The organism is Streptomyces sp. CBMA152 (genome assembly GCF_014596475.1).
Taxonomy (GTDB): Bacteria; Actinomycetota; Actinomycetes; order Streptomycetales; family Streptomycetaceae; genus Streptomyces.
Genome location: NZ_MECJ01000018.1, coordinates 16,818 through 36,567 on the forward strand (window position 1 = coordinate 16,818; position 19,750 = coordinate 36,567).

18 protein-coding genes and 1 pseudogene are annotated in these 19,750 nt (G+C 70.1%); 4 read left to right on the plus strand and 15 right to left on the minus strand.

The features are described 5' to 3' along the window. Nucleotides 1–64: 64 nt before the first annotated feature. The gene (locus BG418_RS17400) at nt 65–1,291 is read left to right on the plus strand and encodes a damage-control phosphatase ARMT1 family protein (RefSeq protein WP_188274887.1); all 1,227 of its coding nucleotides are present in this window, start codon (nt 65–67) and stop codon (nt 1,289–1,291) included. Between the two features lie 35 nt (nt 1,292–1,326). Here BG418_RS17400 and BG418_RS17405 read toward each other — a convergent pair whose 3' ends face one another. From BG418_RS17405 to BG418_RS17420, 4 genes and pseudogenes are all read right to left on the minus strand, one after another. Then, nucleotides 1,327–1,743, minus strand: a complete 417-nt coding sequence (locus BG418_RS17405; RefSeq protein WP_188274822.1) for an HNH endonuclease signature motif containing protein — start codon at nt 1,741–1,743, stop codon at nt 1,327–1,329. Nucleotides 1,744–1,869: 126 nt separating this feature from the next. Next, nucleotides 1,870–1,968 (minus strand): annotated as a pseudogene (locus BG418_RS39925) (DNA mismatch repair protein MutT); the annotation flags it as partial. 311 nt (nt 1,969–2,279) lie between these two features. Further along, nucleotides 2,280–3,269, minus strand: a complete 990-nt coding sequence (locus tag BG418_RS17415) for a hypothetical protein (RefSeq protein WP_188274824.1) — start codon at nt 3,267–3,269, stop codon at nt 2,280–2,282. Between the two features lie 96 nt (nt 3,270–3,365). Further along, the gene (locus BG418_RS17420; protein ID WP_188274825.1) at nt 3,366–3,848 is read right to left on the minus strand and encodes a hypothetical protein; all 483 of its coding nucleotides are present in this window, start codon (nt 3,846–3,848) and stop codon (nt 3,366–3,368) included. Between the two features lie 255 nt (nt 3,849–4,103). On the opposite strand from BG418_RS17420, the gene BG418_RS17425 reads away from it, so the two are divergent. Continuing rightward, the gene (locus tag BG418_RS17425) at nt 4,104–5,126 is read left to right on the plus strand and encodes a phosphotransferase (protein WP_317453682.1); all 1,023 of its coding nucleotides are present in this window, start codon (nt 4,104–4,106) and stop codon (nt 5,124–5,126) included. On the opposite strand, the gene BG418_RS17430 is transcribed toward BG418_RS17425, so the two are convergent. The 11 genes from BG418_RS17430 to BG418_RS41215 form a co-directional block, all read right to left on the minus strand. After that, nucleotides 5,123–6,202 carry a glycosyltransferase gene (locus BG418_RS17430; protein WP_188274826.1) on the minus strand — a complete coding sequence of 360 codons (1,080 nt, stop codon included), beginning with the start codon at nt 6,200–6,202 and terminating at the stop codon, nt 5,123–5,125. The genes BG418_RS17425 and BG418_RS17430 overlap by 4 nt on opposite strands. Then, entirely contained in the window at nt 6,202–6,813 is a 612-nt protein-coding gene (locus tag BG418_RS17435; RefSeq protein ID WP_188274827.1) for a hypothetical protein, read from the minus strand. The genes BG418_RS17430 and BG418_RS17435 overlap by 1 nt, the downstream gene beginning before the upstream one ends. Beyond that, nucleotides 6,810–7,685, minus strand: coding sequence for a PIG-L family deacetylase (locus BG418_RS17440; RefSeq protein ID WP_317453683.1), 876 nt, complete (start codon nt 7,683–7,685; stop codon nt 6,810–6,812). Before BG418_RS17440 ends, BG418_RS17435 begins: the two co-directional genes overlap by 4 nt. 14 nt (nt 7,686–7,699) lie before the next feature. Further along, on the minus strand, nt 7,700–8,434 hold the full coding sequence (locus tag BG418_RS17445; RefSeq protein ID WP_188274829.1) for a glycosyltransferase: 735 nt from the start codon (nt 8,432–8,434) through the stop codon (nt 7,700–7,702). Continuing rightward, a complete protein-coding gene (locus BG418_RS17450) occupies nt 8,431–9,342 on the minus strand; it encodes a phosphotransferase (RefSeq protein ID WP_188274830.1) in 912 nt (303 codons plus the stop codon). The genes BG418_RS17445 and BG418_RS17450 overlap by 4 nt, the downstream gene beginning before the upstream one ends. Next, nucleotides 9,339–10,199, minus strand: coding sequence for a glycosyltransferase (locus BG418_RS17455; RefSeq protein WP_188274831.1), 861 nt, complete (start codon nt 10,197–10,199; stop codon nt 9,339–9,341). Before BG418_RS17455 ends, BG418_RS17450 begins: the two co-directional genes overlap by 4 nt. A gap of 131 nt (nt 10,200–10,330) precedes the next feature. Further along, nucleotides 10,331–10,534 carry a hypothetical protein gene (locus BG418_RS17460; RefSeq protein ID WP_188274832.1) on the minus strand — a complete coding sequence of 68 codons (204 nt, stop codon included), beginning with the start codon at nt 10,532–10,534 and terminating at the stop codon, nt 10,331–10,333. Then, the gene (locus tag BG418_RS39930; protein ID WP_223184996.1) at nt 10,534–10,974 is read right to left on the minus strand and encodes a hypothetical protein; all 441 of its coding nucleotides are present in this window, start codon (nt 10,972–10,974) and stop codon (nt 10,534–10,536) included. Before BG418_RS39930 ends, BG418_RS17460 begins: the two co-directional genes overlap by 1 nt. Before the next feature lie 56 nt (nt 10,975–11,030). Then, nucleotides 11,031–12,260: a helix-turn-helix domain-containing protein gene (locus BG418_RS17470; protein WP_188274833.1), complete on the minus strand. Its 1,230-nt coding sequence runs from the start codon at nt 12,258–12,260 to the stop codon at nt 11,031–11,033. A 269-nt stretch (nt 12,261–12,529) separates the two neighbouring features. Next, a complete protein-coding gene (locus BG418_RS41210; protein ID WP_188274834.1) occupies nt 12,530–12,748 on the minus strand; it encodes a hypothetical protein in 219 nt (72 codons plus the stop codon). A 107-nt stretch (nt 12,749–12,855) separates the two neighbouring features. Then, nucleotides 12,856–13,005, minus strand: a complete 150-nt coding sequence (locus BG418_RS41215; protein WP_188274835.1) for a hypothetical protein — start codon at nt 13,003–13,005, stop codon at nt 12,856–12,858. Between the two features lie 111 nt (nt 13,006–13,116). Between BG418_RS41215 and BG418_RS39940 the strand changes: the two genes are divergently transcribed. Both BG418_RS39940 and BG418_RS17485 read left to right on the plus strand, forming a co-directional pair. Next, complete coding sequence (locus tag BG418_RS39940; protein WP_223184997.1) at nt 13,117–13,401, plus strand: hypothetical protein; 285 nt, start codon at nt 13,117–13,119, stop codon at nt 13,399–13,401. Nucleotides 13,402–13,478: 77 nt separating this feature from the next. Next, entirely contained in the window at nt 13,479–19,724 is a 6,246-nt protein-coding gene (locus BG418_RS17485) for a type I polyketide synthase (protein ID WP_223184998.1), read from the plus strand. Nucleotides 19,725–19,750 lie beyond the last annotated feature (26 nt).

Below are 19,750 nucleotides of genomic sequence, written 5' to 3' on the forward strand. Positions count from 1 at the left end.
CCGGCGGGGGTCGTAGCCCCGGAGATCAAGGACTCATGAGCGAGAAGCGAAGGGCTTGGACACCATGACAGAGAAGACGTCCGGTATCTCGGGCGAAGAGGCCGGTCACGGTTCCGGCCCGGTCGCTGCTCCCGGCGCGCGGGTCATCCTGGGCAACGAGCCCGGCTCGTTCGCCTGGGGAGTCCTGGCCAAACGCCATCCGGCTCTCATCCAGCAGGTGCGAGACGCCTTCCCGTACGGCCGCCGGCCGCACGAGGCCCTTGATGCCCTGCTGGACGAGATCATCAACGGTGTCGTCGAACCGCTCGCCCCCTCGGAGCGCGATCACAGCCAGTGGTCGGCTTGGGGGCAGGAGTACTTCGGGCGACCGTGGTTCGACGCTCCGTTCCTTTGGGCGGAAAGCTACTTCTACCGCCGACTCCTCGCCGCGATCGATTACTTCGGTACGGGCCCATGGCAGGGAGTCGACCCCTTCGCGCCCTTCAAGCAGGCCGAACTGCGCGGCGCGGCAGTGGACGAGGAACTCCGCGCCCTGGACGCACTCGCCGACGCGCCGGCCGACGAGCGTGCCACGGCCCTCCTCCGCGCCTCCCTCTGGGGCAACCGCGCGGACCTCGGCTTCCGTGTTACGGAGGGAGAGTCGGCCTCCAGCGACGCTGCCGGTGGTTTGGTCGCCGACGACAGCGCCGTGCTGTGGCAGCTCCTGCCCGCCGGAGCTCTCTCCACCGTCGCCGTCGTCGCCGACAACGCGGGGCGAGAGTTGATCCCGGACCTGATCCTCATCGACCACTTCCTCGAACACCGCCATGCCGAACGGGTCGTGCTCCACGTCAAGCCCTACCCGTACTTCGTCTCCGACGCGATGACTTCGGACGTCGTCGACTGCCTGCGCCGCCTCACTCAGGCACCTGGCGAAGCGGGCGCGATCGGCGGGCGCTTGTGGCAGGCGATGGCTACCGGACGCCTGGAGATCCGTACGCACTCGTTCTTCTGCGCTCCGCTGCCGTACGAGGAGATGCCCGAGGACCTGCGGCAGGAGTTCGAGGCCGCCACGCTCACCCTCTTCAAGGGCGACCTGAACTATCGCCGTCTTGTGGGCGACCGGATGTGGGATGCCACGGCGCCGTTCGGGGACCTCACCGCGTACTTCCCGGGGGCCGTCGCGGCGCTGCGCACCCTGAAGTCCGACGTGATCGCGGGGCTGGGACAGGAGACGCTGGCAACTCTCGAACGGTCCGGCTCGGCCTGGCGTACCAGCGGCACTCATGCTCTGATCCAGGTTCGGCGGTAGATCCGGCGGCGATACGAGTCCTTGCTCATCGCGGCTCACGCTGCCAGCGTCCAGGCATGGTCTGCCCGAACGCTAGCGGTTGGCGTGGCTCCCTCGCCGATCTCGCGCCTGGTGCGAGCGATGCGCTCCTCGAAGCCGTGGAACATCCTCATTGGCATGCGGCGGGTGTCGAACCCCACGGCCGGCTGTTCACGATGGAGTTTCTGGTCGATCAGCCACTCCAGGGCCGTGCGATCGCGCTTCCAAAGGTTGCAGGGCTTGCATGCAGGTAGGAAGTTCCACCACACGTCGGCGCCGTTGTCCGCGATCGGCGCCTCGTGATCGAGCGTTGTCGACGGGGTGACAGCGCAATATGTGCACAACCCCTTGTTCGCGGTCAGTGCCATGAGCCATACCCACGTTGGCTGCTTGGTCCGCTTGCCCCGCTGGACGCCTTCGTCCACCACTGTCATGAAGCTCTCCCACTACCAGTGCTTCGAGGTGGGGAGGCTAACCTGCCCCACTGACAGTGGGTGCTGACCTGTGCACTTTGCGTATTGAGGGGTGGTCTGCGGTGTCTGTGGCTACCGCGGGGACGGTCATCCCCACCCGTTCAGGGAGACCTGCGGTCCATCGCCGAGGAAGCGGTGAAGGGCGCTGGCGGTGGTGTCCACGAACTCCTCGGGGACGCATACGGCTCAGCTGTCGAACCGGCAATGACTCACCCCGAACCGGAATGCTCAGAATCGAGAGGCCGGGGCCAGCGGCGCTCAGCGGTTCTCATGGTTGACGAAATAACTCACCACGATCAGTACGCCGAGGATCCCCACTCCGAGCGTGCCGAGGGCCGTCCAGATCCCTTTCCCGTCCGCCATGCAACGGACCCCGCCGGCGAGCCCGCCGACGGCCATACACATGCCGAGGACGACCGTTCGTGAACTCTGGGGCCTCAGCCAGTGCCACAGGTTCGGACGGCGTCGACCGCGTGGGGGCGGGCCGGTGCGGTGCGTCACTTGTACCTCACCTTCCCCGGTTCCGCCGGGGCTTCCACATGGGTGTCGCCCGGCGCCTTGGTCGCGCCCGGCGGCGTGTAGTAAAAGTCGACCCCCGTCGCCGCCAGGGCGACGGGAACGCCGAATATCTTCTCCCCGAACTTACCGATCGTGTTGATGAGCGTGGGGCGATGGTGCTTCCCGCGCACGTTGCCCAGAAGCGATCCCTTGGCGAGGCGCTTGCTGGCCTCTCCGCCGGCTGCCGAAGGGGAACCGCCGATCGCGCCCTGCGCCGCGCCGTTGAGGTCCCCTTGTACGAGCGCCTCGCCGCCGTTCATCCAGGAGCGGTAACTGAGGAATTCGGCAATGGGCTTGATCGTGCCGCTGCCCCACTTCTTGGGCGGTGTGTAGTCCTGCAAGTCCGTCTTGGACAGCTGCGTCTGCCGGGCATCGGTCCTCGCGTCCTGAAGGGAGCCGTAGTACGTGCTGCCGAACTCGTGCTTGTTCTTGGTGAGTTGCCACAGACCCCAGGAACAGGTCGAGTCTGCTTCCGCCGCCCGGCCGGTGATCGCGTCGATGCGCCGCTGCAGGGCGTCGAAATCGTCCTGGGCCACCACATCCACGGGATCTCCGTGGGACATCCGGTGGGGCTGGACACTACGGGTCAAGGTGCCATCGGCGAGGATCGTGATGCCGGCGGGCGGATTCTCGCAGAGACCTTTCAGGTCATCCCTGGCTGCTTTGATCTGGTCGTGTGCGGAACTCAACAGGTGTCCGATGCTCTCCGCTTCGGTGACGGCGTCGGTGAACTCGTCAGACACCCGGACAACGAACGGCTTGGTGACGGCGGCGTTCTCGCCCTTCCAGTCGGTGCCCTGGGCCAGGCTGCGCATGCTCCCGGCCTCTGTCGCGACTTTCTTCAGCAGGACCGCCATGGTGGCCCAGTCGTCAGCCGCCGACTGGATCGGTGAAAGTTTGACGTGGAGAAGTTCTTCGAAGGTCGGCACCGGCACCCCTGTCGTTCCCGGCGTTCCCGCCGCACCATTTCTTAGGGGTTCCGGCTCGCTTCGGAATCCCTCTGCTCCGCATACACTGACCGGCCGTCACATGATGGGACCGTCCGCCTTCGGAACGTGGGGCGTGTCTGGACCTGCGGCGGTTGCCGGTACGTGCAGGTACTCGGAGATCGTTGCGACCCGTATCTGCGCGGCGATGGCGTGGTCATCCTGGTCTGACGACTTCACCGAGTAGTCGAGATGGTTGGAGATCTGGGCGCAGGCATCGAGCAGCACCTGAAGTTGCCCTTGCCAGCCCTCACCAGCCTTGGCCAGTGCGGTGCCCGTGGCGAACCCGTCGCTCCCCAGGCTCTTCGCGGCGGCTTCCGTGCCTGGCTGCGCGTGTTTCCCGGCACTCGACAGGTGCTGGTGCAGTAGGAACGCGGCGTGTCCGATCTTCCCCATGTCGTCGTACTTGAGGATCAAATCCGCGCCATCGGGCGACGACCCCCGGGGATCCGGGCTGGGCACGCTGTCCAGCCGCATCTGGGCCTTCGCTTTCAACGCCGCCCAATCCTGATCAAACGACATGCTTCCGCCTCCGTCAGATCGTTGATCAGACGAGCCTACCCCTGGCGATCTCAAGGTTCCGTCAAAAGACGAAGGAGCCCCAAGGGTGAAGTCAAGGCATCTGCGTTCCCCGCATGGACTGTCGGACCTGGGGGAGCTGACTGGGCAGGGGGATCCCTTGCCCAAGGTGCAGCAGCAGGAAGCCGACGACGCGATCACCTTTTCTTGGGTGACGAATTCCAGTGGGGGATGTGGTGTCGGCGTACCGTGCTGGGGGTGACGGATACGACCCGAGAAGACGATCTGCTGGCGGCCCTCTCGGCCCTGTCCCGCTCGTTCGGGCTAGGCGAGGTCCGCGACCGGCAGTTCCTCGCACATGGCCTGATGAATCGGAACTGGCGGCTGGAGACGGCTGCCGGGACGTACGCGGTGAAGGAGATCGCCGACGTCCCTCTGCCGAAGGTCCGCAGGAACCTTGCGCTCTTGGCGGACTTGGCTCGTGACGGGATTCCGGTCCCGGCGCCGCTGCCCGCTGATGGCGGGGACCTTGTGGTGGAGGTAGGCGGCCACGGCTACTGCGTTCTGCCCTGGGTGGACGGTGAGCACGTTCAAGGAACGGACCTCTCGCTCGACCAGGCCCGCGATCTCGGCGCTCTCCTGGCCCGCCTACACGAGGGCCTGCGGCGGCACGGCCCCGGCCCACTCCCGGAGTCGGCACCGGCAGCGAAGGTCCGCGACGTGGCCGAGGCCGACCAAGCAGCCGCCGTGCTCCTGGTCCGACTGCCCGCTGAGCCGGTGACCGACTTCGACAAGGCAGCCATCGAAGCCCTGCACGACCGGCGTGCCCTCCTCGCCCGGTACACCGTTGCCCGGCCGGAGGGCGAGGTGTCGGCTGGGCCCTACGGCTGGACGCACGGTGACTTCCAGTACCGCAACCTGCTGCGCCAGGACGGCCGGGTCGTTGCCGTCCTGGACTGGGACCGGCTCGGAATCCGTCCATACGGGGAGGAGGTGGCGCGGACCGCGCAGGTGCAGTTCGGGGTCGGTGGCGTCTTCGACCTCGACCGTGTCGCCGCCTTCTGCTCCGGCTACCGGTCTGTGATCGACTTGTCGAAGGAAGACCTTGCCGATGCCGTGAAGCGGCTGTGGTGGAAGCGGCTGACCGACTTCTGGCAGCTGGAGTTCTACCTCGACCGCCAGGACCCCGCGTTCGGTGAGATGTTCTTGGCGGACGAGGCACTGCTGCACTGGTGGACCGACCGAGCCGACGAGGTCCAGGCCGCCTTCGCGGCCCGCTAGCCGGTGGCTGCCGTGGGGATCAGCCCAGTGGCAGCCAGCTCGGGTAGGCATGGCCGGATCAGCGGCATGGCCCGCGTGCGGGCCTTTGCACCGAGGTCGGTCCGGTCGACAGACTCGATTGCCTGCACCCAGGCATCTACGTCTTCCGGGTGCAGGGTCACCCCGCCGTCCCCGATCGCCTCGGGGATGCCGCCCCGGGACGAGCCGACCGTGGGAACGCGGTGGAGCCCGGCCTCCACGATCACTCGGGGAAAGGCGTCCTCGACCTGGGAGGGTACGAGCAGCAGGTCGTTCGCGGCGTAGATCGGCCCCATGGCGTAGGTACGGGGCACCCACTGGACGTTGGGGTACCCGGTGAACTCGCGGGCGGTGTCCCACCATCCCTCCACGAGGGTGAACTGCCGACCGGGGAGCCGGTAGATCAGCTGGTGCAGGAGGGCCGCCCCCTTGGCAGGGATGGGGTTGACCATCAACACGCCACCGGGCAGATGACCGGACCTGCTGTGGCCCGCGGTGAGGAGGTCCTCGTCGCCGCCGGCCGGCGTGAAGGGCGGGTAGAAGACGACCGGCTTCGTATGTGCCTGGGGCTCCGCACGTTCGGCGACGAACTTCGACGTGGCGAGGGCGACGTGCGGCTCGCCGTGGAGGACGTCCAGGCTGTTGGCCGAGACCGAGTGCAGCCATCCGGCAGCCCGCGAGGACCGGCGGGCAAGTGCGGCGATGTCGGCCGCCCCCTCCTGTGAGGTCACCACCAGCTCTGCTCGCACTGCGCCCAGGACTTCACGCAGGGCTTTCTCCACCCGGTCCTGGAGCACGGCCCGGCAACGGACCCCATTCCACGTGTAGCGGATCTCCCCGTTGGCTTCCTCCCACTCGGTGCCGTGGGCTTGGAGATGGGTACGGAGGTGCCCGATCTGCGGCGACCCGTCCCATGGGGCCTCGTGACTGCCGAGGTAGATCACCTGCCATTCGGCGCGGGCGAATTCCTCCGCGAGCAACTGCTGGGAGACCTCGGCACCGCCGATCAGCAGTGGCGGCGGGGTCCGTCGCCAGGCGAACACCACCGTCGGCCCCATCACCGGCCCGCCCAGTAGGTGAAGAGAGCCTGGACGACGGCGGCGGTCTCCTGGCGGTCGCCGTCGCCGTCGGCCACGGCCATCTCCCTGGCTACGGGCCTGTGGGCGGCGTGGCAGAAGTAGTCCCGGAAGTGGCTGAGGAAGGCGGGGTCGTGGAGGAAGTACTCCGGCTCCAGCTCGTGGTGCCCGGCCGCTTTGCGCCGCAGGTGCAGCAACTCGGGCGCCACGTCCAGGTACAGGGTGTGGTCCGGACGCAGGTGAGGCAGCTCCTGTACTCGGCGCCGGAGCTCGGGCAGGACCCCGAAGCCGTACAGCTCGTCCATAGCGTGGGCATGGGCCAGAAGGGTGTCGACGGTGCGATCCAGGACGATCAGTCCGCCGCGCTGGCGGGCTCCGTGAACGCGGTTCGCCTCGATCTCCATGAACCTCATGAACGCCTCCACCTGCTCATCTGCCGACTGAGTGGAGGGGGTGGGGATGTCCTCGCGGCGAGTGAACGACTTCACGTAGCAGGGGAAGATCATCGCGCCCTGCATCGCTGGCACCCAGCGCAGTTGCCCCAGCGCTGAGGTCTTGCCCCCATAGGAGGGCCCTTCCAGACCGAGGATCATCGTGTCCCCCCGAGCCGGTAGAACCGCTCCGCGTACTGACTCGGCGTCCGGCTGTCGGCGTCCGGCAGCATGTCGGCGGCCACGGTGTGCGCGTGCCGGATCGGCCGGTACATCCGCGCCGGGTGCATTTGGGAGCCGTGCATGTGCAGCAGGGTCACCTTGTCCAGGACGGTGCCGGTGATGTCCTTCACCTCCGGCATGAGATCGTCCCCGGCTCGCTCCCGGAACAGTTGTCGGTCGCAGCCGGACAGCGCGTAGGTCGACCAGAACGCGACGTCCTCCCAGAACCAGCGACAGCCCAGGCGGCGGGCAGCTTCGTGGACGGCGAGGTGGTCGGGGTGGCGGGTGACGGCGGCCGGGGCGATCAGCTCGGCCTCATCCATCCCATCCAGCACTTCGGCGAGCTTGGTGGTGATCTGGTCCACCTGTGTGGGCCGGGGAGACCGGTAGGGCTTCTCGGCGTCCTTGAACCCGAGCCCTACTCGGGCGGCTCCGAGGGGTAATAAGGATTGGGCGGCCTCGCGGTCACGGAGGTCGGAGACCGCCTCGACGCTGCTGTAGGTGCTTTCGTGGGAGGGGTGGACGCTGCGGGAGCGGGTGAAGGCGGTGACGACGGTCAGCGGGCGGGGGTGGGCGAGGAAGTACCCGGAGGCGGACAGGATGAAGTCGTCGTGATGGGGTTCGATGACCACGACCGGCCGTCCGGACGGCTTGCGCTGCTCGACCCGGTACGGCGAGAGGGTCAGCGGCGCGGTCAGCGTCTTGATCTCCTTCACCTCGCTCAGGGAGTCCATCCACTCCCGGTGGGCGGCGATGAGGTCGGTGGGGAAGGTGTAGATGCCGTCGGCGTCCGGCAGGGGAAGGCGAGTCACCTCAGGGTCTCCGATCATCGGACGGTGGTGGTGTACCAGTTGCGCCACAGGCGCCGAGAGGTAAGGCCGAGCCGGACGATCAGCGGGTTCTGCCACCACACCATCCGGGCTGTGGACCAGGTGTCGTAGCGGCGCGTGGAGGGACGCACCCGTAAGTCCTCCAGGACCGCGACCGGGCCGGCCGTGCGGCCGTGGGCCGTCAGGCGGGCGAAGAACTCCATGTCCTCGCCCATGAAGTAGTCCGGTCGGTACCCGTGTACAGCCTTGAAGGCGTCGAGGGTGCAGAACTGGGTGACCCCTTGTGCGCCTCCGTTCCGGGAGCGGTGGTGGTCCCAGTAGGCACATAGCAGACGGGCACCGAGCCGGGCGGGGGTGTAGAGCGGCGGGATCGCTCCGCCGACGGCCCCGTCTTCCATCGAGGCGACAGCGGCCGTGATTGCCTCCAGCGGCAGGGCCACGTCGGCGTCCGCGAAGAACAACATCCGGCCTTCGGCAGCCCGGGCTCCGGTGTTGCGGACCAGACCGATGCTCCGGACCGGCTCCGTCACCACGCGGGCGCCCAGGACCTTCGCGACGGCGGCGGTGTCGTCGGTGGAGGCGTTGTCCACGACGATTACTTCTCCGCGCTGGCCGGAGGCTGCTTCCCAGAAGCGCAGGGACGTGAAGACGGTGGGCAGGCAGCGGGGAAGGTAGTCGGCTTCGTTGTAGGCGGGGATGATCACCGACAGGTCGGGATCGAGGTCGGTCACAGCGGGGTCCTTTCTCCAGTTGGAGGGGGTACGGCTTGGTGGAGGCGGGCTGACCACATGTCACGGTCGCGGCCCTCTCGTTGGGCGGCGTAGGTCCAGCCGCGTGCGGCCTGAAAGGCCACGTAGGCGTCCAGGAGACGGGTGTCGACGGGCCTTCCGTAGGCGGCGGCCATGAACACGCGGTCGGACGGTTCCAGGGCGTCGCAGGTCACGAGGGTCTGGGCGAGGTCGTATTCGGGGACCTCCACGGTCGTGGCCTCGAAGTCCACGACGTACTCCGGCAGGTGGGGCTCGCCATCGGAGGTGGTGATGGGCTGTCGGTCCCCTCCGCAGATCACGTTCTCCAGGTGGAGGTCTCCGTGGCACCACACCAGGCGTTCCCGGCGGGCCCCGGCCGCGATGACCTCCAGAGCGGGCGCGAGCCGGGTGAAGACTTGCTTGGGGCAGTGGGCGGATAGATCAGTGACTTGTCGATCGATCCCGGCAGTTTGCGAGGTCCCGGCTGGGGTCGGGATGGAGTGGAAGGCGGCCATCAATAAGGCGAGCCGCAGAAGGGCTGCCGGACGCGGTATCTGCCCGACCCGAAGGGCGTCGCCCAGTGTCTTCGTCCCGGCGTCGGCGGTGATCAGGGCGGAGACGGTAAGTCCGGGGACGGGGCCGTGCCCGATCACGGCGGGCACCCGCACCCGCCGGGACTCGGCGACGGCCGCCAAGAGGCGGGCCTCGTCGGCCGCTCCGTGGGAGGCGCCGGCCGCGAACAGCTTCACTACCACCCGGCGGTTGTCGGTGAGCAGGACTCGGAAGACAGTCGTCTTCGGCGCGCTGCGGATGTGGGCCGTCTCGGCCGGAGGCGCCCCGGCCAGTTGCGTGCAGGCCCGCTCCACCGCCAGGACCGTGTCACCGGTCACCGGATCCCCGCCCGGCCCAGGTGTGCGAGCGTGCGGCGCATCTGCCGCCGGTAGACCCGCACGTCCTCCGTGCCGGGACATGAGCGGATCCACGGTTTCTGGTCTCCGACGAAGTGCACGACGTGCCCGTAGTGGTGGGTGGCCGGGCGGCGCAGGACCCGTCGGACCCAGTCCCCGCGTTCGAGGAACCGGTCCACCTCGAACCGGTTGAAGGCCGGCCCGACGGGGTGGGCGGCGCCGGAGGACAGCAGCCACAGGTTCAGGGCGCACTGGTCGTTGTGCTTGATGTGTCGCCGCCCGCCGATCAGCGCCCGCTGTACCCCCGCCCGCATGGGGAGGAGCATTGGCGCGGGGACCCACAGCATCCCGGCGTTGAAGTACGGGCGCCCGACCAGGTGTGGCCAGCGCTCGGCGACCCCCGGCAGGGCCGGGCACTGCCCGACGGCCGGATTGAACTCGTCCTGCACCACGCCGATCCGGTCCGTCGGCAGTGCGTTCAGGGGTGCCAAGACATTGCCGCGTACGTGCACGTCGGCATCCATGTAGATCAGGAACGGCCGGTCGAGGAAACCCGAGGTGAACCCGAACCGGAGGTAGGTGGCGACCGAGATGTAGGCGGTGTCCGCCATGACGCTCTCGGGCGGCGGGGCCTGCCAGCGCAGGTCGAAGGAGCCGAATCCGCAGCGGCGGGCGAAGGACTCCATCACGACGGCCTGTCCCGGAGACAGGCCGTTGGTCAGCACCCGCACAGCGCCCTCACGACGGTCGGCCACCGGCAGGTGGTCCGCGAGCGATCCGAGCGTGACCAGGGCGGGCAACAGGTAGTGGGCATCGACGCACATGCCGATCGCGTACACGAGAGTGCCTCCAGGGCGAGGTTCGACGCCGGGCGGGCAGGCGGAGAGCTTCCGGTACCGGCGCCTCCAGGCGGCCGGTACCGGAAGCAGTTCGGGCAACCGGCAGGACGTCTGTGGTCCTGGCGAGCCGTCTACGTTTCCGGCTCGGCGGTGTCCGGCACGGATATGGCTGTGGGCCGGTCGACGGAGAGAAGATTGGTGGCCTGGTCGCGCAGGGTCCAAGCGGGTCCGGCGAGGCCGAGCACGGCCAGGACGGTCAGGGCGATGCCGCCGGAGTCGCAACGGGCCGGGGCGACCCGCCCGAGGCCGGGGACGCGGTGCCGCCCGTGCGGCATCACGGCGCCCTTCCCGGCAACCACTCGTGGTCGGCGAGGATGCGCCCGGTGCGGGCGTGCAGCTGCTCCATGTCGGACGGCGTGAGGATCAGCGCGGCCTCGCTGCTGCCGCCGTCCTCGTAATGCACGAGGACGGCCAGCGAAACTTGCTTGGCGCGCCGGTCGTAGACCGCGTCGGTGACGAGCAAGGTCGCGTGGGTCACCTTGGCAGGGACCGGCTTCAACGTGCTGGCGTCGGCCGGCGCGGACCATTCCGCACCGCCGCCCGGCGGGCGCAGGTGGTAGGTCGCGGCGCCTTCACCGGGGAGGGTGACGACGACGCCGACGCGGCCGTCCTTGGCGGTGTCGGCGACGAGGTCGCCGAGCTGGGGGCAGAAGGGGGCCGCCGTGCCTAACTCGGCCCCCTGCGAAGGCAGATGGGGAGTTGGTCGTCCGCTCATGCCCCTGAAGTTAGGGAGGGGCCAGGGGGCGAATATGAATCAGAGGAATACGACCCTTATCCGTCCAGGTGGAAGCGGTCGGACATGCGCCGCAACTTCTCTCGCGTAGACGTCCGTTCGGCATAGACGATGCCGCGCAGGGTGGAGCGGGCGATGGGGTGGTTGCGGATGAGCTGGGGTGCGATCCGTTCCGCCTTCTCCAGCTCGCCCAGCGCCTTGTCGCGGTTCCCGTCCCACAGCCATGCGCGCGCGAGATCCATGTGGTGATGCCCTTGGCGGGAGTTGGGCAGTGAGGCGACCAGCTCCGGGCTGGTGCGGTGGTTTATCGACAGCGCCTTGCGCTCCTGGCCCATCTCCAGAGCCACGCTGATGGCATGGATCTGGACGTTGCCGGGGGAGAACGTCAGCGAGTGCCGGTCGTACACCGGGGCGCCGGTGTACTCGCCCATGCGGTCGGCCGCCGTCTTGGCGAGACCGATGCGGTCCTCGGTCTCCGACGACCGGCCGCCTCGCGCGGCAGAGACGGCGGCTCGGAGCTGGAGCGCGCCCCACGCCCGTACCGCCAAGGGTTCGCCCCGCTCGTAGCCCTGCTGAACGGTGCTGATGGCCTTGTCGGACAAGGTGATGGCGTCCTCCCAGTCCGCGCTCGCCCACATGTCCCAGACCCGCATCCAGTCGGCGACCGCCGGCAGGACGGGGTCGCCGGACAGCCGTGCGGACCAGGCTGCCCGCTCGCAGGCCATGGCGACCAGCTCGGGATGGCCCAGAGAGTGGGCGGCGGTGTGTGCGAACTTGCAGCACACCGCGTAAATGGCGTACGCCTCCTCCCGCTCATGACCGGTAGCCACCTCGGCAAGGGCGCGCGATTCACGGAGCAGGTCCGGCAGGACGCACATGATGGCCACGTTCGCGGCGGCATCCCGCAGCCGGTGCAGGCGAGTCATCTCCCGCCACAGCCTCGCCGCCGGGCGCGGGGTGCCGTCGAAGACAGGCGTCAGGTCGTAGCGGCGGAGCTCCCGCAGGATCGAGGACGCGGCGACCTGCCACTGGTTCTCGTCGGGAGAGCTGGTGTAGGGGCGACCGATCAGGTCGTTGGGGTGTACGTGGAGTTCGGCCGCCAGCAGGTTCAGTACGCCGACCCGGTCCAGTTCGATGAGGCCGCGTTCCATCTTGGAGACCCAGCCCTGCGATTTGCCCAGGGCGGCGGCAAGGTCGGCCTGCGGCATGCCCAGGCGCAGGCGGGCGCGACGAGCCCGGCGGCCGATCTCCTCGGCTTCTTCCAGCATCAGCTCGCCCCCGACCTGTTGATGGACCGTATCTGCTTAAGCGTTCGGCAGGGCATAGTGCCTCCGTCCGTTCAGGCGTCTCCCCCAGAACGGTACCCATGCCAGCCCAAGGGCGAGGCGGCTCCGGCAAAGCCGACCGCTTGCCCTGGGCGACGCGCAGTGCTCGGCGGTCAGCGACTGGCGTGTCCCCGTGCCGAGCCTGGCCGCTGCGCAGGAAGCGGCTGACGCTGGGCCGCGAGGTCCGTTCGGGTGCCCGGGGCCGTCCGGTATCAGGCGGCTCGTGCTCGGTCGGCCGGAGTGGACTGCTGGGTGAGGCGTTCGAAGGCGACTGCGGCTTGGCGAAGCTGGGGCCGGATCTCCTTGGGCGCGAGGAGAGGCAGGACGTCGAGGGCTTCGCCGAAGGCGGCCAAGTGGGCCTGGGCGGCTGCGTCGTCGCCCTGGTCGAGGCGGTCGGGATGCGTTCGGCGGCTGCGCTCGGCTGATGCCACGGATCGAGCCGGTCTTGCCGCCCTGTCTGGGCGGGCTGGTCGCTGGCGTTGAGGCGGTCGCGGATCTGGGGGAGGGGCAGGTCGGAGACGAGCTTGGAGCCGGAGTATCAGACAGGCTCGCCTGCGGCGTTGGTGTCGCCTTCGAGGGCGACCTTGGATCCGCGGGTGTCGCCGGAGGGGAAGCGCTGGACCTCGACGAGGACGCCGTCGGTGGCCGCGAGGACGCTGAAGAACTTCTCGGGGCTGGTGGCGGACATGATGTCTGTGCGGTGGACGGGGTGCGTACCCGAGGTCCGGCCCGCGACCGAGGTCCGTCATGCGCGGCACGCGTCGCCGTGGGCGATATCGCGGACCGTCACGATCTCGTGGTGCAGCGGCTCGCGATCGTGGCCGCCCACAGCGAACTGCAGGAACGCGGACTGCTGAAGCGCGCCGAATTCGGCTCCGTCGTCACCGACGCGCTGGTGGCGAGCGGAATCGAGGAGACCGCGGCCCGACTGGCCGCCGAGATCGGCGTCCTCGCCTTCGTCACCACCGTCGCGCAGTGGGCCGAGCCCGCGCCCCCGGGGCTCTTTGTCGAGGTCGCGCGCACTGTGGTGAACGACCTGATGGCCCGTGCGACCACGTTCTGCGCGGAGGCCGACCGGACTTGACGAACCCGAGCGGGCCGAGTGAGGTTGCGAGAACCCGTTCACGCTGTCGCGGACCGCAGGAGTGCAAGGTGCATGAGTTGATCCTTCGTCACGCGACGGATCTCACCGAGAAGATCGCCTTTGCCGATGCCGACGCGGCGGTGAGCTACGGCGATCTCGCTCGCCGCACCGCGTGGGTGGCCGGCAACCTCCGCGTCGAGCGGGACAGCAGGGTGGCGCTGTACCTGTCCAGCGGGGTGCCCGCGATCAGCGCCACCCTCGGCGTCAGCCGTGCCGCCGCCGTCGGCGTTCCGCTCGACACGCGCCTCGGGGACGACGACCTCCGGTTCCGCCTGGCGGACAGCGGCGCGGACTTGGTGGTCACCGACCGCGAACACCACACGCAGGTCCGGCGGGTGGCCGGGGTCCGGGTGGTGACCGTCGACGAGCTGTTCACGCCCACCTCGGTGCCGCCCCGTGACGACCTCGACCCGGACGCTCCCGCGTGGCTCCACTACACGTCCGGGACCAGCGGGGACCCGAAGGGCGTGCTGTCGGCGCAGTCCTCCTGGATGCGGTCGGCCGACCACGCCTATCGGGGGCTGCTGGGCATGTCCGGCGACGACCACCTGCTGTGGCCGCTGCCGCTGTTCCATGCGTTCGGCCACTCGATGTGCGTGGTCGGCGTGTTGGCGCTGGGTTCGAGCGCCTATGTGATGGACCGCTTCACACCGGAGAGGGCTGCGGAGCTGTTGCGCCGTCAGCCGTTCACGGCACTGGGCGGCGTGCCGACGGTCTTTGCCCAACTCCTGGACGCCGGCGTTCCGTTGCCGGCGCGCTGCCTGTCGGCCGGGGCCCCGCTGCCGCAGGAGCTGCGCGACCGGTTTCGCCGCACCTTCGACCGCGACCTGCACGACGGCTACGGCAGCACGGAGACCTCGGGGAAGATCGCCGTCGACGGCGTCGTCCTGCCGGGGATCGAGACTCGCTTCGTGGACGGCGAGATCCAGCTGAGGCTGCCCGGCGCCGACGAGTGGCACGCCACCGGGGACCTCGGCCGGGAGGAGAACGGCCGCTTGGTGGTGACGGGGCGGGCCAGCGAGATCGTCATCCGGGGCGGCGAGAACATCCACCCGGCCGAGATCGAGCAGGTGCTGGCCCCCTGCCCGGACGTCCGGGACGTGGCCGTGGCGGGGGAGCCCGACGAGTTGCTCGGTGAGGTGCCGGTCGCCTACGTCGTCGGCGACGCGGATCCGGCGGCGGTCCTGGCCTTCTGCCGTCGGCACCTGCCGCCCCACCGGGTGCCGGAGGCGGTCCGCCCGGTCAGCCGGATTCCGCAGACCTCCTCGGGCAAGCCCGCCCGGCGTCGGCTTCGGTTCCAGTATCTGCTCGATCTGGTCCGCCGTGAGACGGCGGGGATCACCGGCGGGGAGCCGAACGCGGACCAGCCGTTCGCCGAAGCCGGGCTCGACTCCATCGCCACCGTGCGCCTGCGCGACCGGCTGGGCGCGGAGCTGGGTCTCGCCCTCCCGACGTCCGTGGTGTTCGACCACCCCACGCCCGAGGCGATGGCCGACTACCTGACCGGCGGCGTCGCCGGTCCGCCGCCGCCCGCCCGCAAGGCCACCGAACCGATCGCGATCGTCGGCATGGCCTGCCGCTACCCAGGCGGGATCACCGGCCCCGAGGACCTCTGGCGTGTGGTCGCCGCCGGCCAGGACACCATCACGGGTTTCCCCACGGATCGGGGCTGGCCCTTGGACGAGCTGTTCCATCCCGACCCCGACCATGTCGGCACCAGCTACGTGACCCGCGGGGGCTTCCTCGCCGACGCGGCCGACTTCGACGCGGCGTTCTTCCGTATGTCACCACGCGAGGCGCTGGCCACCGACCCGCAGCAACGCCTGCTGCTGGAAACGGCCTGGGAGGCCGTCGAGCGGGCGGGCATCGCGCCCGAGTCACTGCGGGGCAGCAACACCGGCGTGTTCGTCGGCCTGATGTACGACGACTACGCCAGTCGCTTCCGGGGTACCGAGCACGAGCTCCTGCCGCAGATCGCCCTGGGCGCGGCGGGAAGCGTGGCCTCCGGGCGGATCGCCTACAGTCTGGGCCTGCACGGGCCGGCAATCACCCTGGACACCGCGTGTTCCTCGTCCCTGGTCACCCTGCACGTCGCGGCGGACTCGCTGCGGAGCGGCCAGTGCGACCTGGCGCTGGCGGGAGGCGCCGCGGTGATGGCCACGCCGGACAGCTTCGTCGTGTTCAGCCGGCAACGCGGTCTCGCCCCCGACGGACGGGTGAAGCCGTTCTCCGCGGCCGCCGACGGCACCGTCTGGTCGGAGGGCGTAGGGCTGCTGCTCCTTGAGCGGGTCGACGACGCGGTACGCAACGGTCACCCGATCCTGGCCCTGCTGCGCGGCTCGGCGGTCAACCAGGACGGGGCGTCCAACGGCCTCACGGCGCCCAGCGGCCCCGCCCAGGCCGCGGTGATCCAGCAGGCGCTGGCCGATGCCGGGCTCACCGCCGCCGACGTGGACGTGGTCGAGGCTCACGGAACCGGCACCGCGCTCGGCGACCCCGTCGAGGCGGCCGCACTGCTCGCCACCTACGGCCAGGACCGTCCGGCTCCGCTGCTGGTCGGCACGGTCAAGTCCAACCTCGGGCACACCCAGGCGGCGGCCGGGGTCGCGGGCGTGATCAAGAGCGTGATGGCGATGCGCCACCGCACGGTACCGGCCACCCTGCACGTCGACGAGCCCATCCCCGAGGTCGACGGGTCCGCCGGTGCGGTCCGCGTGGTCACCGAGCCCACGCCCTGGCCGGCGCGGAACCACCCGCGCCGTGCGGGAATTTCCGCGTTCGGGATCTCAGGGACCAACGCGCATGTGATCGTCGAGGAGTACGAGCAGCTGCGGGTGGCGTACCTGTTCCCGGGGCAGGGGGCGCAGCGGCCCGGGATGGGACGGGACCTGGCCGCCAGGCATCCGGTGTTCGCCGCGGCGTTCGAAGAGGCGTGCGCCCATCTGGATCCGGCGCTGCGGGAGGCGATCGACACCGAACTGGTGCACCGCACCGACATCGCCCAGGCGGCCCTGTTCGCCTACGAGGTTGCACTGTTCCGCCTGTTGGAGTCCTGGGGATACCGCCCGGACGCGCTGATCGGGCACTCCGCCGGGCAGATCGCGGCCGCCCACGTGGCGGGAGTCCTCTCCCTGCCGGACGCGGCGCGGCTGGTCACCGCCCGCGGACGGCTGATGCGCGAACTGCCGCCCGGCGGCGCCATGGTGGCCCTCCGGGCCGCCGAGAGCGAGATCCGCCTCACTCCGCGCACCGCCGTCGCGGCAGTCAACGGCCCGCGTTCGGTGGTGGTGTCCGGCGCGGAGCAGGAGGTCCTGGCCATCGCCGCCGGTTTCGAGCAGGCCACCCGGCTCACCGTCAGCCACGCCTTCCACTCCCCGCTGATGGACCCCATGCTGGACGAGTTCGCCCAGGTGGCAAGGAGTCTTACCTACTGTCCGCCGCACATCCCGGTCATCGGCGCGCGCCCGGACGATCCGGACTACTGGGTGCGGCACGTGCGTGAGACGGTCCGCTTCGCCGACCACGTGGCCATGGTCGACGGCGCCACCCTGGTCGAACTCGGCCCGGGCACCACGCTGGCCGCGCTCGCCGACGGCGTCATCTCCACCACCGACCCCGAGCAGGCGGCGACCCGCCTGCGCGGCACCCGGGCCTTCCAGCGCCGTCGCTACTGGCTCGACCGTGCCTCCGAGCACCCGCTGATCGAGTCGACCCTCGTCGTGCCCGGTTCCGGCGAGGTGGTGTGCACCGCCGATCTCAGCCCCGTCTGGCTGCTCGACCACGTCGTCGAAGGAACGGCCATCGTGCCCGCCACGGCGATCCTGGAGCTGGTCCTGTACGCGGGGGAGCGGGCCGGATACGGCACCGTCGACGAGCTGGTCCTGCACACCGTGATGCCTCTGCCGCAGACGCGGCGCGCCGAGGTCGTCGTCCGCCCCGAGGCCGACGGTGCGCGCCCGTTCGAGGTGCACGCGAACGGCTCGGTCTGCGCGAGTGGCCGACTCGTCCGGGCCGCGGTGCCGCAGCCGGACCTCGGCGCGTGGCCCCCGCCGGACGCCGAGGAGGTCGAGGTCGACCACGCCGAGTACGGGCCCGCGTTCCGCGGGCTGTGCCGGATGTGGCGCCGCGGCGACGAACTCTTCGGCGAGGTACGCGGGGAGTTCCCGGACGCGGGGCGGTACGCCCTGCACCCCGCCCTGTTCGACGCCGCGCTGCACCCGGCCCGGACGCTTGCCGACGGAGTCCCTTTCGTCCTCCGTGGCGTCCACCTGCTGGCGCGGGGCGCCAGCGGGCTGCGCGTCCGCATCCGTGAAGGGCAGGTCACCGCCACCGACCACGCGGGCCGACTGGTGGCGCACGTGGAATCACTCACCGTGCGGGCGACCGGGACCGGCCGGGGCACGCTGTTCCGCCCGCAGTGGCACCGGGCTCCGGGGCCGTCGCACGGTGTTGTCCACGAGGTGCTGCCGGGCGACCCGCTCGATGCCTTGGCGCTCGCCCTGCGGGAGTTGCAGGCCGACCACGAGCACCTGACCGTCCTGGTGCGGCCGGGAGATCTGGCCGGAGCGGCGGTCGCCGGCCTGGTCCGGGTCGCGCAGACGGAGCACCCTGGCAGGTACACCCTGGCCGAACTCGGCGACGGGGGACCGGAGACCGTCGCCGAGCGCGCCGACCTGGCCCCCGTGGCGGGCGGTGGCGCCTTCACCTGGCGCGGCACCGTTCTGGTCACCGGCGGCGGCGCACTCGGCCAGGCGCTCGCCGACCACCTGCGGGGCAAGGGCGTGCGCGTCGTCGTCGCCAGTCGCAGCGGTGAGACCCGCCTGGACGTCACCGACCGGGAGGCGCTGGCCGCACTGGTCGACTCGATCGAGGACCTGCGGGCCGTCGTGCACACCGCCGGGGTGCTCGACGACGGGGTCCTGACGTCGATGACCCCCGAGCGTCTGGAGACGGTCTGGCGGCCGAAAGCGGAAGCGGCCTGGCATCTACACGAGCTGACCGCGCATCGGGACCTGGACGCGTTCGTGCTGTTCTCCTCGGCATCCGGTGTGCTCGGTCACGCCGGGCAGGCCAACTACGCGGCGGCCAACTGCTACCTGGACGAGCTCGCCCGCCACCGGCGACGGCTGGGACTCCCCGGGCTCTCCCTGGCCTGGGGCCCGTGGACGGTCGGGATGATGGCCGACCGGACCACCGCTCCTGGCCTGGTGCCTCTCACCCCCGCGGAGGGCGTGGCACTTCTGGAGGCGGCACTGGGCGTCGCGGAGCCGGTCCTGGTGCCGATCGCGTTCGACGCCCCGCCCCGGCCGAAAGCCCGGCGCGTGCCGGAACCACAGCGCATGGGGGAACCGAGCGTGCCGACCGGCCTGTTGGAGATGGTGTGCGCCGAGGTCGCCGCGGTGCTGAGCTACCCGGAGGTGGATCCGGACACCCCGATCCTCGACCTCGGCTTCGACTCGCTGACCTCGATCGAGCTGCGCAACCGGCTGGAGGGACGGACCGGCCTGCGGCTCCCCGCGACCATGGTCTTCGAGTCCCCCACGCCCAGGGCACTCGCCGAGCAGTTGCGTCCGCCGCCGGCACCCGGATCGCTCGGGTTCCTGTACCACAGGCTGTGTGAGCTGGGCCGGCATCAGGAGGCCATGCACCTGCTCGTCTCCGCCTCGTACGCGCTCCCGTCCGCGGCGACGCTCCCGTCGGTCGCCCCACAGAGGCTCAGTGACGGCGAAGGCCCGGCGATCGTCTGCTTCCCCGCCTTCGCCTCACCCCCGGGAGAGTACCGTCTGCTCGCCCGGCATCTGCCGCAGATGTGGCTGCTCCCGCACCCGGGGTACGACGGCGGCCCCGTGCCGGAGGACGTGGAAGCCCTCGTGAGGACCCACGCGGCCTCGATCGGGCGACTCGGCCGACCGGTGGTGCTGCTGGGCCGCTCCACCGGCGGCCTGGTTGCCCAGGCCGTCGCGGAACGCGTGGGTGCCGAGGCCGTGGTGCTGGTGGACACCCACCCGGTCCAGGACGAGGAACGGCTGACTGGACTGGCGGTCCGCAGCGCGCTCCGGCTCGACGAACCCGGTCTCGCGGCGATGGGTGCGTACGCACGTATCTTCCTGGACCGGCAGGAGGAGCCGACCGTCCCGACCCTGCACCTGCGTGCCGGCGAGGTGCCCGGTGACCACCACTCCATCCTCGACGAGCACGTGGCCACAACGGCGGAGGCGATCCGGGCGTGGCTCTCCTGGACGGTTCCGCCCAAGACGAGTTGACCGAATCAAACAGGGAAATGCACGTC

Bases quoted from the DNA above. Each gene is read 5' to 3' on its own strand.
- BG418_RS17400 (WP_188274887.1), top strand. From the start codon at position 65: ATGACAGAGAAGACGTCCGGTATCTCGGGCGAAGAGGCCGGTCACGGT.
- BG418_RS17405 (WP_188274822.1), bottom strand. From the start codon at position 1,743: ATGACAGTGGTGGACGAAGGCGTCCAGCGGGGCAAGCGGACCAAGCAG.
- BG418_RS17420 (WP_188274825.1), bottom strand. From the start codon at position 3,848: ATGTCGTTTGATCAGGATTGGGCGGCGTTGAAAGCGAAGGCCCAGATG.
- BG418_RS17430 (WP_188274826.1), bottom strand. From the start codon at position 6,202: ATGGGGCCGACGGTGGTGTTCGCCTGGCGACGGACCCCGCCGCCACTG.
- BG418_RS17435 (WP_188274827.1), bottom strand. From the start codon at position 6,813: ATGATCCTCGGTCTGGAAGGGCCCTCCTATGGGGGCAAGACCTCAGCG.
- BG418_RS17460 (WP_188274832.1), bottom strand. From the start codon at position 10,534: ATGCCGCACGGGCGGCACCGCGTCCCCGGCCTCGGGCGGGTCGCCCCG.
- BG418_RS39930 (WP_223184996.1), bottom strand. From the start codon at position 10,974: ATGAGCGGACGACCAACTCCCCATCTGCCTTCGCAGGGGGCCGAGTTA.
- BG418_RS17470 (WP_188274833.1), bottom strand. From the start codon at position 12,260: ATGCTGGAAGAAGCCGAGGAGATCGGCCGCCGGGCTCGTCGCGCCCGC.
- BG418_RS41215 (WP_188274835.1), bottom strand. From the start codon at position 13,005: ATGTCCGCCACCAGCCCCGAGAAGTTCTTCAGCGTCCTCGCGGCCACC.